We start from the raw sequence: 14,983 nt of genomic DNA, 5'->3' as shown, positions 1-14,983 counted from the left end.
GAACGCAGCCTTTTTCCACAATCTACTGCGCTGACTTTGCTACGCTGCCGCCCTGTTGTAAGCCTTAACAGTCTAGGTTTCGGAAGGCGAGGAAGAATCGTCTCGTAAGGTGGAGGTCAAGTATGCCACCAAAAAGCCAATGGCAAAGCCGGCCACGTTGCGCGTAAGCGGAATCCAGTCGCTGGTGCGCGTGACGACCGGGCCCACCCCAAACGCAAAGAACAAGATGCCCCACAGCGGCGAAAAAATCAGCACCCACTGCCAGGCGATGACTTGGCCGGGTTTGCGAGGATGGGCAGCAAATCCGCCAATCACGCCCCCCACAATCGAAGTCACTAGCGTCAGAATCCATTGCTCTTGGGGCAAACCGGGAACGACGGCACAACCGTTTTGTCTTAAGCAGGTTTCGATGGAACCGAGCGCTTCAAGAATGGCCCCGTTTTCGCCGTTGTCACGCACAAAGAACTGGTTGCCGTAGCGGGTCTGCAGTTCAATCCAAAAGGTGCGCGGTAGCAGGTCAAACAGCGCATCACCCACGCTGAAGTTCAACAAATTGCCGCCCCGAGGATCCGCGATGAGCAAAACGCTGTGATCGTCTAAACCCCAATATTCTTTGACGGCACGCCCAGGGGTGCGATCGTACTGAGTGAGCACCCGCAGCTTCCAGCCGCTTTCATCTTCAAAGGTCTGTATGCGATCGTTCAGGCGTTCTTCTTCAAACGAGCTGAGAGAGTTGGCCAAGTCAATAATGAAGGTGGGCTCTTCGGGCAATAGGTCAGGGTTGTCATAAGCCAAAGCTGTTGGTGTCGCGAGACTCCAGCCCATCAACCCGACCCAAATTGCCAAGACCCACCGGAGCGAATGTTGCTTGACCCAAGCAGCCGTGGACGTGACCATAACTCTCATGCGCGAATCCTTAATTTCATGAGAACTCTTTTAGCACGAGTCCTCATCTGTTTACAGATGTTTACCTTATTCTAAGGGATGAATCACCTGATTCTCAGAAAACCTGGCATAAACGGTAAGCCGCCAGATCTCGTCGATGCCGGCGGCTCAATTGCTGATCTGTGAATCTCTGATTCGCTGCCAAAATCCTACAGTTGCGGCCCTTGGCGGCGGTCAAGCTCAGTTGGCAGAAGAGGGAGCATCCTAGGCCGTCGGATCGTCACCAGATGCTACAGAGTTGGGGCGATCGCGCTCATGCTGAGTCTTTTCATCCACTGCGGAAGTGGCCCGTTCAGCTCTGAGGGAGGATTCAGAGACTACTGTGTCATCGACAGGGGGAATGCGATCTCCAGCAGTTGTCGAAGCTCGGGTGGTGTCCTTTGAAGAGTGAGTTGAGGCCGATTGGGGCCTCGGAGTTCGAGGCGGGTGGGGGTGATCGCTCCGCGATTCAGTTGATTGATTAAATGTGGTCCACGCGGCTCCCAACCCGGCCATGAGGCTGCGGGTATTGATCTGGGCGCGTTTGGCCTGAATTCGCGCCGTCGTGACGCTCTGATCAACTTGTTGCACCACGCGACCCGCGTTTTTTACCCCACTGTTGACATCGTCAGTGAGGCGAGCGATTTCATCGGTGGTTTGGCGCAAAGATTCCAGGGTGGGCGGCAGATCGCGATCGAGGGTATTGCAGAGTCGTTCAAAGCTGCGGGCGGCACGGCTGAGCTCCACAACGGCGGGTACCAATACCACAAAGACTGCCGTCAAACTGACCGACAGCAGCAAAAATGAGAGGCACAACCACAGAACCGGATTATTCACAACGCACCATCAACGGCCATCACAGCTAGTTGTCGTAATCGCTGGTGGGTGCTTCTTCCTGGGCCACCAAGTCATCATATTGGCGTTGTGAGGCTTCTTGCCCGGCGGCGATCGCTTCCCGCAAGCGTCCGAGTGTATCTTCCCAGCGGCGCTGCGACGCTTCGGAAAGGCGGCCAGTTTGTAGTTGCAGAGAAGTCGCTAAATCTTCCACAATTTCGGGCAAGGCATCGGCAGACTTTCGCAAAAATTGCCGGGTTTCTTTGCCGGGGCGAGGTGCCACTAACAGCCCGGTAACGGCACCAATGGCCGTCCCGATGACGACTCCTCCCAGAAACGCTCCAGATTTATTCTCTGACACTCGACTTCCTCCTTTTCACCCATGGCTGGCTCGCACGATGACGGTCAAATCATGGCGCAATGCCCTTTATTTAATCACTGATTTTCAATCTGACGAGGTTGGAAACGAACGCGTCGCACCCATCGTAGAACCACGACAACCGTGCCAAAGATTTGCTGTAGCTGCTGTAGCTGTTGCCGCAATCGACGGTAGCGAGTGCGGGCCAATACGATCGCGTCTCGACCTTCGGCTAGTTGGGCCGGGGCCTGATCTGGACTCAGCGCCCCCCGCGCCTCTTGCTCTAAACTGTCGAGCGCTACTGTGGCTGAGGTTAGGGTTTGTTTGAGTCGCCACAATCGCCATGCGAGCACAAAACCCATGAGGGCGATCGCTACATTTAGTCCAATCACCAGTTGGATCATGGTCACTTCCTCAAAGACGGGCTTGCCTGTCGTTTGCAGTGTAACCCCTACCGAGAATTTTCTGATGCGTTGAGCTGAATTCACGTCGCCGCGATCGCGCTGAAGACGAGGGCGATCGCTTTTCGCTGAGTCTGAGTTTTTTGGTCGATCCGTCTGTGATTGGTTTGAGCGAAACCCCATTCGGGATTGTCCCCGCCAGTTCGCGAACTTCGACGGTGATCAGGTCATACTCTTGCCCTGCTGCCAGGGCGATGTAGAGCAAAATCGTCCATAGCCGGTGGCAGTTCAGTTCGATTGTCAATGCTTGCGGCCACGCGGGTCCTACAGATACAGCGTCAAACTTCAGCGATGGCCCGGTGCTGCGGTAGTGAGGGATGCTGGCGAGGTTAATCAGATCCGGTACTTTAAGGAACGTATCAATTAACGAGTTTCTTGCTATGTCAGTTTTCCGTTGGCCCAGCTTTGTGGTGGGTGTGGCGCTGGTGCTGGCGCTAGTGCTTGGGGTTTCTGTCAGCAGCCCCGGCACTCGGCCCGCCGTTGCCGCTGAGGCCGTGACGATTACGCCGCTGGGCAGTCATGATGGCGAGTTTTGCGCCCGCGATCGCGCCCTCATGCTCGAAGATCCCACTGGCGTTCGCCTGCTCTATGACGCTGGCAGAACTGTAGCTGGGGCCGACGATCCCCGGCTGGGCGACATTGATGTGGTGTTGATCAGCCACGTGCATGGTGATCATTTGGGCGATCAACGCATTCCCACGGTCAACGCCGGGACTTGTGCTAGTCCGCAGACGGATGTTCCCAGCATCCCGAACTCCAACAGCGTGGACATTGCCATGGGCAAAGACGCCCGCATCGTTGTTGGTAGCGAAATCGCCGGATTTTTGGCGAATAAGATTGGCAAGTTGGGTGGCGATCCAGACTCAGTGCAATTGGTGCGCTTTGGTGCCTCGCGCCAGGTCGACGGCGTCAGCATCACCACCGTGCCAGCGGTACATTCCAACGGTCTGAGCGGTGCCTTTATTGAGGGCGAACTGGGAGAACAGCTCAGCGCCGCCGGGTTAAATGCCTATGTGGGGCCGCCGACAGGCTACGTCATTACCTTTACCAATGGCTTGGTGGTCTATCTCTCGGGCGATACCGGCGTCACGGCGGAGCAAGAAACCGTTGTGAAGAATCAGTACGGTGCTGAACTCGTGGTGATGAATATTGGCGACACCTTTACCACGGGTCCCCGCGAAGCCGCCTACGTAATTGACGAGCTGATTCACCCTACTGCAGTCATTGCTTCTCATGCCAACGAGGCCGCCACTGGGAATGGCGAACTATTACCAGAGACCAAAACGGCGCAATTCATTGAGGCGACAGACACTCCAGTCTATATACCTCTGAGCGGCGAGGCGATCGCCTTTGATGGTGACGGACATTGCACCGCTGGCTGCCGGGCCTATTGATGCTCTAGGCAATGGATGCGTCATGCCGTCAAAAACGCTGCGTTCAGCCGTGGCCTCGTCTAGCTGCATTGGAGGCAGCCTTTACCTCGTAATGAGTGTCAAAATACGTTAAACGCAGTCTTACTTTTGCCCATTGGTCTATGCCAGAACCTCTGACGATATCTGTTAGTGACACCTTGCCGAGTAATGATTTGCGGCGGTTTCGGGTGTCGCCTTTAATCCGCATTACGTTGCTGTTGCTCTATGTCGGGTTAACGATCCCGCTACCGATTTTGGCCGATGTCACTCAGGCACCGGTGCCCTCTACTGTGCTGAGCCTGGGTATCGTCATCGGTGGCATCTTGCTGTACGGCGGATTGAGCGAGCAAGTAGAGGTCGATGCGAACGGGATCACCGTGCGTTATCCCCGCTGGATTCGCTGGCTGTTGCGCCGCCAGTGGCACCTGACCTGGGAGGAAATCACAGCCCTCAAACCCCGGTCGACGGGGCAGGGAGGGCTGGTTTATTACTTCACCAGCGATCGCCAGCAGCAGGCATTTTTGCTGCCCATGCGGGTGGCGGGCTTTGCCGAACTGCTGCGCTATGTCGAAGCCCATACCCCAATCGATACCAGGGATGTGAAATCGCTGGCGCAGCCTTGGATGTATCTGATTTTGCTGGTCTTTAGCTTGCTGTTGCTGCTGATCGATAGCTGGACGATCTGGACGGCGGCCCACTGGGCCGGGGGGATTTAACCTTTGCCCTCTTTCTACCAATTAGACCAAGTCACCTTGCAGAGTCGTGATGGCAGTCCCTTGATCGACTCAGTCTCATTCGGTGTTGAATCTCAAACTTTTGTGGCGTTAGTGGGGCCAGCGGGTGCGGGAAAAACGACGCTGTTTAAGCTGATGAATCGTTTGGTCAGTCCCACCAGCGGAGTGCTGTATTTGGCGGGGCAGCCGCTAACGGCGATCGCCGTACGACAACTGCGGCAGCGGGTCATTTTGGTGGGGCAGCACAGCCAATTGTTGGGGATGACGGTCAAAGAAGCGCTGCATTACCCGTTAGAGTTGCAGCAAATCGCACCGCGCGATCGCGATCGCCGGGTCGGCGAAGTGATGGAACGGCTGCAAATTCCCCAAGCCTGGTTAGAGAAAACCGAGTTGCAGCTGTCTGGGGGGCAGCAGCAGCAGGTCGCGATCGCCCGCGCTTTGGTCGCCCAACCCCAACTCCTGTTATTAGATGAACCCACCTCAGCCCTGGATGTCGGGGCCGCCAGCCGGATTTTACAAGTCATTCAGACCTTGATCCGAGAGCAGTCGCTGACCGTGATGATGAGCAACCATCAGCTTGATTTAGTCCAAGATTTTGGCGATCGCGTCCTTTATCTTGAACAGGGTCGCCTCAAGCTCGATCAACCGGCACCACAAATCAACTGGGCCACCCTCAAGCAAACCTTTATCCAGGCCGATGCTCAAGCCCGAGACGAATGGGGCGACGCCGATGAAGCTTTCTAGTTCTGTATGGCCGCAATAACGATGTCCTTCCGGTTGCGTTCTCCCTTGCCCCCCAGCCCCTCTGCTCGTCACGAATAGTATGCAAACCTCCGCTGAGCAGTACTAATAATCCTGCGAACAAACGCTTTCGAGGCCCCTCACCCCTGCTTGGTCAAGCTTTCGCGTCGCCCCGTTGCACAAGATAGGTCACGACGGCTAAGCCAAATACGCCGAGCAGCGCAAAGACGAGCAACCGAGCGCCGCCCTCTAAAATGCCCGCCCCCAGTGCCACAAATGGCGGGTTAGACAACGCAATGCTGATCACCAAAGCCGGTACAAAACGCCCCCAGGGAGCCTTGGTCAGCCCCACTCCGTAACAAACAAAGTCAAAGAAGCCGGTCATGAGGCATCCGGTCAGCAGAAAAAAGTTGCGTTCCAGATGGCGCTGGCTAAAGTTGTCGATGCGATACATAAACCCGTCCCCCACCAGCCGTTTGACCAAATTGCGGCCGTATCGGCGCGACAGCCAAAAGCTGAGGGAACAGGAGCAGAGATCCGCCACGCAAATGACCGCAATGCCTTTGCTAAAGCCCAACAGTCCCCCAGCCAAAATGGCATAGGCGGTGCCGGGCAGAGCCGGAATCACCACACTCGTAAAGCGCAGCAGAAAGATGCCCACCGGTGCCCAGACGCCCCACTGCTCGACCTGCGATCGCAACTGGGCGACCCCAAACCGCTGAATCAGGATAACGGCGGCAGCGATCAACACCACAACGGCGACAAACTGTAGAACCTTGAGTAAACGTTGCGTTTTCATGACTTCAAATATTGAGACCGCGTTGTTAAACGTCGCGATCGTGAGGGATGAGCTGGTGACAATTGGGTAATACTGTCTCCTTGGGCAGCGTACGCTCAGGGGCATCCGCATCAGGATGATCGCGTCAAGTGTGCCAAATGCTAAGACGTGGAAGTTGGAAAATATTAAGCTTTGCACACTTTTCGGGGCGCGACACCAGGAAGGGGTTGCTGACCTCCGGGAAGAAGGTGTTAGTATTCTGGGTGAGATTAGTAGATTCGGTTGCAGTTTTTGTTTCAGGTACGAACGATTTTTTCACGTTTTCCGTTGGCAAAGTTCTCTCCGAAATTTCACTCTCGATATTCCTTAAATTTTGGAGAAAACCTATGTCTCTTTATGTAGGCAATTTGTCTTACGACGTCACCGAAGAAGACTTGACCACAGTCTTCGCTGAATACGGTGCAGTTAAGCGCGTGCAGCTACCTACCGATCGCGAAACCGGTCGCAAGCGTGGCTTTGGTTTTGTTGAGCTCGGTGCTGAGTCCGAAGAGGATGCAGCCATTGAGGCTCTGGACGGTGCTGAGTGGATGGGGCGCGACATGCGGGTTAACAAAGCCCGTCCTCGTGAGCGTAATAACAACCGCAGCTTTGCTAGTCGGTAAGCGATTGCACTCATTGGTTGACTGCGCCTAAGGTCGTGGTCAGCCTAATTCGATTTTGAAAGGTTCAGCTCCATTGGGGTTGAACCTTTTTGTACTTTTTGTATATGAGCTTTTTTGCCAGCGCGGGACACGGTAGCCCTGCTGGCCGAACCATCAACCGCCGCTTACTGGGGGAATCAAGACCACTTCATCCCCTGATTGCAAGGGCGTATCAGGCTCCACAAACTGCAGGTTGACCCCAAAGCGGGTCAAGTCGCGCCACTGTGCAAGTTCCGGGTGTTCGGCGATCAGGCGATCGCGCACCTCAGCTGCCGTTGCTCCTGCCGGGAGTTCCAGCCTGACTTCAGGCTGACCATAGGCATCTTGGTATGCTGCAAACAATTTGACCGTAATCGAGATAGACATCGCAAGTAAAACAGGAAGCGGGATGAGGACAGGCCAAGCGTCAGACGCTTGTTGTACGCTACCACCTGACACCCATCTGGGCACCCTAAAACCAGGCGTTGGAAGGTGATTTATGTCAACAGCGGCACTGATTGAACAAGCTAAGGCTGGGGATGCAGACGCGATCGCCCAACTTTTGACCCAGGCTTTTGCCAAACAGGGCATCACCGTTACTGCCGAACGCCAAAGCTATCGTCTGGTGCTGCACCTGGTCGGTAAGCCCTTGCCGGATCAATCTCGCGTTGTCGCCACCATTCGTCGCGGCATTCAGCGCTTGCAGATCGACACCATTGGTGTGGTGCAAATTCACTGTACCTTGACCGATCAGCCTGGCATCGGCTGGCAAGACACGATCGCCCTCTTGGGCACGGAGTCGGATGAACCGCCTGTGACCGCCGCTGACTCGCCACCGCAGCCATCTGCCGCTAAGCCTTCACGACATTCTCCGGCTGCCGCTACTGCTATCCCGGCGACTTTTGTGGACGAGGCTTTCGCGACCTTGGGGATCACTTCTGACGCGACCGCGCAAGAGGTGGATGAGGCGTACTTTCACCGCCGCGCCGAATTACTGAGCCAGGGAGATCGCGGAACGATCGCCCAACTCAAAACGGCCCATGCCCTGCTCAAACGACACCTCCAGCCATCGCCCACTGCGGCCTCTGAGGAAGCGGCTTCGGAATCGACTGCCGTTGACCTGGGGGCTTTCGTTCAACTGCTGCGATCTCACGGCCTAGATGGCACCGCCCGCGTTAAAGACGACCGTTTGCAGATTCAGCTCAAACCCGCAGCTGCCAAAAATCCGAACCGAGCTGCTGCCAGCGTTTATACGCTGCTGGCCCAGCAGGATCTCAAAGCTCTGGGGTTGACGCAGATTACCCAAGTTGAAGTTTACGGTTTGGTCAGCGCGCAAAAAGTCGGCTGGAAACGCCAAGTCCCCCTACCGCCCCCCGCGAGCAAAGACGACACCGATGTGTTGTCCTTCAACAATCGCCACGTCAGCGCCATCGTTTTTCCCACATTGATGCTGCTGGGTATCTTCATGAATGCTCTGCCCCTGGTGAATGCCATGCTGTTTGGGGTGAAAATTTGGTTCCACGAATTTGGGCACGCCATCATTGCTTGGTTGGCCGGGCGACGAGCGATTCCCCTCCCCATCGGCTGGACCAATGTGGATTTGGAGCGATCGCTGTTTGTCTATTTCGGCATTCTGATTCTGCTAGGGCTACTCTTTTGGGTGGGGCGACGCGAGGGCAAACGCTGGCCGATGGTCTTGGCGGTCGTATTGGCTGTGATTCAGTTTTGGTTTACCTGGCTCCTGCCGGCCTATCGATTCGAAACGCTGCTGTCCTTTGGCGGCATTGGCGGCGAACTCTATCTCTGCACCTTGCTTATGGTCAGTTTTTTCTTTCCGCTGCCAGAGTACTTTCGGTGGGACTTTTACCGCTATCCCGTCGTGGTGGGTGCCGCCTTCACCTTTTGGGGACAATTTGGTCTCTGGCAACAGATTAATCGGGGCCAGGCATCGATTCCCTGGGGCTCGCTCTGGGGCGGTGAATCCAGCGGCGACATGAATAACTTGAGCGCGGCGGGATGGAGCGATCAGCAAATCATCAACACTTACAGCACTCTGAGTCACCTCTGTCTGTGGGTCTTGCTCGGGGTCTATCTGTACTTTGCGGTTCGGCAAAACCGCCACGCGATCTTTGCCCTGACGCAGCGCTGGTTGGCACAACGCTAAACTGCCGCAATGAGGCATCTTCTGGGGACTGGAGTGACTGCCGCAGTCCCCAACTTGGCGTTAACTCACGATGGGGCGGAAGTAAAAAGCAAAGCCGAGAATGGCGTAGGTCGCTAAGAGCAAAATCCCTTCGAGCCAGTTTGAACGGCCATCGGAGCTGATGGAGTTGGTAATTAACACCGCCACCGCTACCGCCACTAATTCCAACGCATCGAAACTGAGATCCATCGGTTCGCCGAGCACCCAGCCTGCGAGCACCAAAATCGGCGCAACAAACAGCGCAATTTGCATACTAGAACCGACTGCCACCGACACCGAGAGTTCCATTTTGTTTTTCATTGCCACGGTGACGGCAGTGGCATGTTCCGCCGCATTGCCGATAATGGGCAACAAAATCACCCCGGTAAACAGGGGTGACAAGCCCAGTTGCTCCGTCGCGGGTTCGAGGGCATTCACCAACAGTTCCGACTCCACTGCCACGATCAGAGTGGCCCCAACCAACACCGGAATCCAGATTTTGAGGTTGGGGGCATGGTCTGCATGGTCAGACTCGTCCGCTTCGGCCAAGGTGTTGGGTGCATCTGCCTCTGACTCATATTCAGCCGTGCCCACATCGTATAAATAGGTATGGGTCTTCATAGAAAACAGCAGCGTGAGCCCGTAGACCGCAATCAGAATGACCGCCACTGAGTCTGACAATTTTTGTAGCGTGATTTCTGGCACGGTGGCAGAGGTAAAGCCCACGGCAGTCGGCAACAGAATAGCAATCACGGCCAAGTTCATCGCCGAGGCGTTGACTCGGGCCATTACGGGCTGAAAGTCTTGCTCTTTATATTTGATGCCCCCCAACAGCATGGAGAGACCCAGCACGAGCAGCAGGTTACTGATAATCGAGCCGACAATGCTGGATTTCACGACGCTGACCAGCCCTTCATTCAGGGCTATGAGGGCAATGATCAATTCAGTCGCATTGCCAAAGGTCGCGTTTAGCAAGCCACCCCACGATGGTCCTAAAACTACGGCAATCTCTTCGGTTGAGGTGCCCATCCAACCCGCCAGGGGAATGATTGCCAAGCCGGCAGTAATGAAGACCACGAGCTCGCCCCAGCCTAAAAAGCGGGCCGCGAAGGAAATGGGCACGAAAACGAGGAAGCCGTAAAAGATAAGGTTTTTGATCGACATGGCGAGTCAAGGGAATGAAGGTGTCAGAATACCAAAGTTCGTTGGCTGGCTGCCGCTTATTGTGAGCGTCTAACGGTTTCTCGGCAAGGTGAGTAAGGCACAGCATGAATCGGCTAACCGGATTGGGATTGGGGCTACTGATTGTCTTGGGTGGGAGCCTGGCGGGCTTGGCGCTCTTCTTTGCCTGGGCCAGTGCGGGACGTTTGTCGGAGTCCGAGTATGCCCAGATTGTGGTGAATGATGCCTATCCGCTCAGTGCTGAGACGGATGAGTTTTCAGTGGTGTCCTATAACATTGGCTATCTGTCGGGGTTGACCAATAACCAGGCGGTGCGGCCAGCGGCCAGCTTATATGAAACGAATTTGGCAGCCGCGATCGCCGCCCTTGCTCCTTTGAATCCCGACATTGTGGCGCTGCAAGAAATCGACCTGGAGTCTCGCCGCTCTTATCAGGTGGATCAGGTGGCCGCGTTGGGCGATGCGTTGGCGTATCCCCAACGGGCGATCGCCATCAACTGGGACAAGCGCTACGTCCCGTTTCCCTATTGGCCGCCCGCCGTCCACTTTGGACAAATGCTCTCAGGGCAGGCCATTCTGAGCCGCTGGCCCATTGTCGAGCAAGAGCGTATCGTGCTGTCAAAGGTCGCGAGCAAACCGTTTTATTACAACGCGCTGTATTTAGATCGACTGGCGCAAGTGGCCCAAATCGAGCTAAACGGGCAAGCCGTAGTAGTGATTAATGTTCATTTGGAGGCGTTTGATCGCCCCACGCGACAGACGCAGACCGAGGTCGTATTAGCCCTGGCCGAAGACTATGCCACACGACATCCGGTGATCTTGCTGGGAGACTTTAACAGTGCCTTAAATCGGGATGCGGAGGGCTCGCCGCGATCCATTCAGACGGTGCTGGACTCGACTGTGTTTGAGCCAGCGGTGCCCCTAGCCCAACTCAGTGACGCCGCCCAGGCCACCTATCCTTCAGATCGTCCCGAATTTAAGCTGGACTATATTTTTTACACGCCAGCCAGCTTGGAATTGCTGGAGGCCCGGGTGATCACCGCAGCGGGGCAAGCGTCGGATCATTTGCCTCTGTGGATGCGCTGGCGGTTGAAATGATGCATTGTTTGAATCCCCAATGTGCCGCGCCGAAAAATCCGGATCGTCATCGATTTTGTCAGAGCTGTGGTTGGCGGTTACGGTTGGGCGATCGCTACGAGGCGGTTTCTAGTTTGGGGGTGGGGCGCAATAGTCACACGTTTGTGGGGCGCGATCTCGCCACGTTGGTCGGGGCGCAGTGTTTAATCAAACAGTTCACTCCCGAGGGCGAAACTGTGTTGGCCAAAGCGAAGGCAGCGGAACGGTTTCGTCGTGAAGTGGAGCATTTGGCGATCGCTAGCCATCATCCCCAAATTCCCGCTCTATTTGCCTATTTTGAACGGGGCGAGCAGCAGTTCCTCGTGCAGCAGTTCCTCGTCGGCCCTCACCTGGAGCAGCGGCTACGGGCAAAAATGGGGCCATTCGATAGCGATGAAGTGCGGGCTTTTTTGCGGAATGTGCTGCCGATTTTGCACTATTTGCATGCAAATCGCCTGATTCACCGCGACATCAAGCCCAGCAACTTTCGGCAACCGCCCGGCCAAGTGGACTGGTGGCTGGTAGACTTTGGCGCAATTAAACCCGTAACGGCGACTCAAATGGCCCAACCCGGCACGCTCATCGGGAGTGCCGACTATGCCGCGCCGGAGCAGTTGCGCGGCGAGGCGACCTACGCCAGCGATGTGTACAGCCTCGGGGTTGTCTGTCTACATTTGCTCACGGGGTTGCAACCTTTTGACTTGTTTGATGGCGTCAACGGTTGCTGGCACTGGCGCAGTATCGTCCCCGATGTGGCTCCCAGTTTGGCAACTCTGATTGACCAGATGGTGCAGCCAGCCTTGCGCGATCGCCTGCCCGATGTCGCAACCGTGATGGCTAGCCTGGGGATGCCCCACCCCACCCCACCGGATCCCGTTCCCCAGAGTAGAGCCAAGCCGCGTTCGTGGTCCGCCTCGACTGAGGTTGAGGCGGAGCTAGTCGGTCAGGATATGGCGGTGATTCCCGCTGTCCAGCAGCTAGTGTTGTTGACCCCGAATGGCAGGTTGGAGACGCGATCTCTGGGTTCACTCCGCACTCCAGGCACATCCCTCCAGTGGCCGCAGGCGATCACGGCGATCGCCGCCCATCCCCAACAGCCAATTTTTGTGAGCGGCGATCGCCAAGGGCAATTACATCGTTGGGAATTGGTATCGGATCGCTGGCAACCTCGCCCGCTCACCCAGCTGAACGGAGCGATCGCCCATCTGTTGTTCAGTCCTACGGGCGACGGACTGCTGGTGGCCGATGAGTCGGGGCACATTCATCGCTGGCATTGGCAAACGCAACAGTGGCAAGGCAGCTGGCGCGACCACTCTGCCAAAGTGAATAGCTTCATCTTTAGCCATGACGGCAAAACTTTAGCCAGCGGCGACAGCCAAGGCAGCCTGAAACTGTGGGATTGGCCTACCCAAACTCTGCTGCGAACCCTCAGCCAGCAACCGGGGGCGATCACAGCGATCGCTTGGCTGCCCGACGATGAGGTGCTGGTGACGGCAGGCTGGGATGTGACCTTACGCTGGCGGTGTCCCCAAACGGGAGGGACGTTTCACACGGCAAAAGCGGCGGGCTTTTATTTGCCGGTGCGATCGCTACTCGCCCATTCCACCCAGCCGTGGATCGCAGCAGGTAGTCAAGACGGGCAACTACAGTTATGGGCTCGCCATAGACAGGAGCACGCCCCCGAGACAGCGCATTACCAGCTCCTGCAAACAGCTACGGTGAATGGGGCGATCGTGGCGCTACAGTCTGAGCCTCAATCAGTGGGGAGCGATCGCAGTTTTCTCAGCCTCACCCCAACGGGCCACTTAGCGCAATGGACTTGGCCCGAGTTGGGTCCCCATCGCACCCCAAGCGACTAGACCGCTGAAGGTAGACCGACGGGTGCCGCCAGAGTTCCAGAATCATGACTGACTCAGCGGTGAAGTATGTCATGATGGACGCTGAAACAGGGTGCTAGTTGCTGCAATCACCCATGAGACAAAGCCGAGACATTGCCTTGAGCCATGAGGCACCACGGTCAGCCGACTCAGCTTTGGTGCCTCACAGCCATTGCAGTACATATATCAAGGGAGCTTGAAACCGCAATATGGCCAATGAAGAACAACTTGCCAAGCTGCGCGCAGGCATAGACGGCTGGAATCAGTGGCGCGAGTCGGCCGCAGACGAACCGATCGATCTCAGCCGAGCCAACTTGAGTAATGCTGTACTGACCGGGGCAAACCTGAGCGGAGCCGACCTGTCGCGAGTCAACTTTATTGGCGCGACCCTCTCTTCCACCAATTTGTCAGGCGCCAATCTCTCAGGGGCCGACCTCAGCGGGGCCGATGTGAATAAAGCCGACCTGACCGGAGCGACCCTCACCGGAGCCAATTTACTGGGAGCTGATCTGGCCGAAACGACCCTGAGTAAAGCAATCTTGTCAGGGGTCAATCTCAACCGTTCTGACCTGTCGAATGTGAATCTCAGCGAATGCGACCTTAGCAAAGCGAGTTTAATCGGCGTTGAAATGAGCCGGGCTGATTTGTCAGGCGCTAACCTGAGCGGAGCCAATCTCAAGCGAGCGGAGCTACAGCGGACGAAGTTGGCCAAAGCCAACCTGAGTGAGGCCAATTTAGAAGATGCCCGCTTATTGAGTGCTGTCTTGAATGAGGCCAATTTAGCTGGCACTAACTTAAAGGGCGCTCGTTTGAACCGGGCTGATTTGAGCCAGGCCAACTTCGCCAATGCAAATTTGCAGGAAGCGAATTTGTTGGGCAGTAATCTCGCTGCTGCCTCCTTGACCTCAGCTCAATTAAACAAAGTGAACTTTAGCGGTGCAGATCTGACGGGCACCAATTTCCAGGATGCAGATCTCGAGGGGGCCGTTCTCGAAGGGGCTACTCTGCAAGATACGGTGATGCCCGATGGCACGGTGCGTTCGGACGCATGATTGGGCTCGCGATTCACACTAGCAGCCCAGAACTGGGCCTAGCGCTACATGATTTTGAGCAGGGCACTGAGCGATCGCAGGTCTGGCCTTTGGGGCGTGACTTAACCGCCTATCTACATGACTGCCTGGCAGATTTTTTGTCGCCGTATGCCTGGTCAGATATTGCCTATCTCTCTGTAGCCAAAGGGCCTGGTGGCTTCACTGGCACCCGCATTGGCGTTGTCGTCGCACGCACCTTAGCCCAGCAGTTGCAGGTTCCCTTGTTCGGCGTGTCGAGTTTTGCCGCGATCGCTCAACACTATCAACTGACTGCACCTTCCCGACCTGAAGGGCTTGACCAGATTGCCGTCTCACTCAGAGCCCAGCGAGGCGAAATCTTTGGTGCCATTTATCAGGCTCAGCCGCCTGTCATTGCCCCAGTGCTGCCCGAAACCCTTTACTCCCAGGCAGGCTGGGAAGCCAAGCTAAAGCACTGGACGATGCCACATCACTATATTGCTGCCCAAGAAGGACTGGCCCACACCGTCTCGGGGGTATTGTCATTGGCACAGCAATCATGGCAAACCGGCGATCGCCCGCCTTGGTCTAGCGTGCTACCGTTTTATGGCCAACATCCTGTTCGCCAGGCTTAGGCCAACCTTACACCGGCTATT

Annotated in this window: 16 protein-coding genes; 9 read left to right on the top strand and 7 right to left on the bottom strand. The window is 56.0% G+C overall.

Annotated elements, in window-relative coordinates:
* Positions 1–72: 72 nt before the first annotated feature.
* The 4 genes from DYY88_RS10510 to DYY88_RS10495 all read right to left on the bottom strand — a co-directional run bounded on the left by DYY88_RS10510 (position 73) and on the right by DYY88_RS10495 (position 2,520).
* Positions 73–897: a TPM domain-containing protein gene (locus DYY88_RS10510; RefSeq protein ID WP_039728078.1), complete on the bottom strand. Its 825-nt coding sequence runs from the start codon at positions 895–897 to the stop codon at positions 73–75.
* A 252-nt stretch (positions 898–1,149) separates the two neighbouring features.
* Positions 1,150–1,761: a hypothetical protein gene (locus DYY88_RS10505; RefSeq protein WP_130199395.1), complete on the bottom strand. Its 612-nt coding sequence runs from the start codon at positions 1,759–1,761 to the stop codon at positions 1,150–1,152.
* 25 nt (positions 1,762–1,786) lie between these two features.
* Complete coding sequence (locus DYY88_RS10500) at positions 1,787–2,119, bottom strand: YtxH domain-containing protein (protein WP_039728079.1); 333 nt, start codon at positions 2,117–2,119, stop codon at positions 1,787–1,789.
* Between the two features lie 74 nt (positions 2,120–2,193).
* Complete coding sequence (locus DYY88_RS10495; RefSeq protein WP_130199394.1) at positions 2,194–2,520, bottom strand: hypothetical protein; 327 nt, start codon at positions 2,518–2,520, stop codon at positions 2,194–2,196.
* A 437-nt stretch (positions 2,521–2,957) separates the two neighbouring features.
* On the opposite strand from DYY88_RS10495, the gene DYY88_RS10490 reads away from it, so the two are divergent.
* From DYY88_RS10490 to DYY88_RS10480, 3 genes are all read left to right on the top strand, one after another.
* Positions 2,958–3,971: an MBL fold metallo-hydrolase gene (locus DYY88_RS10490; RefSeq protein WP_052288531.1), complete on the top strand. Its 1,014-nt coding sequence runs from the start codon at positions 2,958–2,960 to the stop codon at positions 3,969–3,971.
* Positions 3,972–4,111: 140 nt separating this feature from the next.
* Positions 4,112–4,705, top strand: coding sequence for a hypothetical protein (locus tag DYY88_RS10485; RefSeq protein ID WP_044151325.1), 594 nt, complete (start codon positions 4,112–4,114; stop codon positions 4,703–4,705).
* 3 nt (positions 4,706–4,708) lie between these two features.
* Positions 4,709–5,467, top strand: coding sequence for an ABC transporter ATP-binding protein (locus DYY88_RS10480; RefSeq protein WP_039728081.1), 759 nt, complete (start codon positions 4,709–4,711; stop codon positions 5,465–5,467).
* Between the two features lie 151 nt (positions 5,468–5,618).
* Here the strand turns inward: DYY88_RS10480 and DYY88_RS10475 are convergent, their stop codons facing one another.
* Positions 5,619–6,263 (bottom strand): TVP38/TMEM64 family protein, encoded by a 645-nt coding sequence (locus tag DYY88_RS10475; protein WP_039728082.1) that lies wholly within the window; start codon positions 6,261–6,263, stop codon positions 5,619–5,621.
* A gap of 365 nt (positions 6,264–6,628) precedes the next feature.
* Between DYY88_RS10475 and rbp the strand changes: the two genes are divergently transcribed.
* Positions 6,629–6,904, top strand: a complete 276-nt coding sequence (rbp, locus tag DYY88_RS10470; RefSeq protein WP_039728083.1) for an RNA-binding regulator — start codon at positions 6,629–6,631, stop codon at positions 6,902–6,904.
* A gap of 153 nt (positions 6,905–7,057) precedes the next feature.
* On the opposite strand, the gene moaD is transcribed toward rbp, so the two are convergent.
* Positions 7,058–7,309 (bottom strand): molybdopterin converting factor subunit 1, encoded by a 252-nt coding sequence (moaD, locus tag DYY88_RS10465; RefSeq protein WP_039728084.1) that lies wholly within the window; start codon positions 7,307–7,309, stop codon positions 7,058–7,060.
* A gap of 112 nt (positions 7,310–7,421) precedes the next feature.
* Between moaD and DYY88_RS10460 the strand changes: the two genes are divergently transcribed.
* Entirely contained in the window at positions 7,422–9,086 is a 1,665-nt protein-coding gene (locus DYY88_RS10460) for a hypothetical protein (protein WP_052288532.1), read from the top strand.
* Positions 9,087–9,146: 60 nt separating this feature from the next.
* On the opposite strand, the gene cax is transcribed toward DYY88_RS10460, so the two are convergent.
* Positions 9,147–10,268, bottom strand: coding sequence for a calcium/proton exchanger (cax, locus tag DYY88_RS10455; RefSeq protein WP_039728085.1), 1,122 nt, complete (start codon positions 10,266–10,268; stop codon positions 9,147–9,149).
* Positions 10,269–10,372: 104 nt separating this feature from the next.
* Here cax and DYY88_RS10450 point away from each other — a divergent pair, with 104 nt between their 5' ends.
* The 4 genes from DYY88_RS10450 to tsaB all read left to right on the top strand — a co-directional run bounded on the left by DYY88_RS10450 (position 10,373) and on the right by tsaB (position 14,962).
* Entirely contained in the window at positions 10,373–11,383 is a 1,011-nt protein-coding gene (locus tag DYY88_RS10450; RefSeq protein ID WP_039728087.1) for an endonuclease/exonuclease/phosphatase family protein, read from the top strand.
* Entirely contained in the window at positions 11,380–13,260 is a 1,881-nt protein-coding gene (locus DYY88_RS10445) for a serine/threonine-protein kinase (RefSeq protein WP_130199393.1), read from the top strand. Before DYY88_RS10450 ends, DYY88_RS10445 begins: the two co-directional genes overlap by 4 nt.
* Positions 13,261–13,487: 227 nt before the next feature.
* Positions 13,488–14,330 carry a pentapeptide repeat-containing protein gene (locus tag DYY88_RS10440; protein WP_039728088.1) on the top strand — a complete coding sequence of 281 codons (843 nt, stop codon included), beginning with the start codon at positions 13,488–13,490 and terminating at the stop codon, positions 14,328–14,330.
* Positions 14,327–14,962, top strand: a complete 636-nt coding sequence (gene tsaB / locus DYY88_RS10435; RefSeq protein ID WP_039728089.1) for a tRNA (adenosine(37)-N6)-threonylcarbamoyltransferase complex dimerization subunit type 1 TsaB — start codon at positions 14,327–14,329, stop codon at positions 14,960–14,962. Before DYY88_RS10440 ends, tsaB begins: the two co-directional genes overlap by 4 nt.
* Positions 14,963–14,983 lie beyond the last annotated feature (21 nt).

It is taken from the genome of Leptolyngbya iicbica LK (assembly GCF_004212215.1).
Taxonomy (GTDB): Bacteria; Cyanobacteriota; Cyanobacteriia; order Phormidesmidales; family Phormidesmidaceae; genus Halomicronema; species Halomicronema iicbica.
Note: the sequence above shows the minus strand (reverse complement) of the source record. Positions and strands in the feature narration are given on the sequence as shown.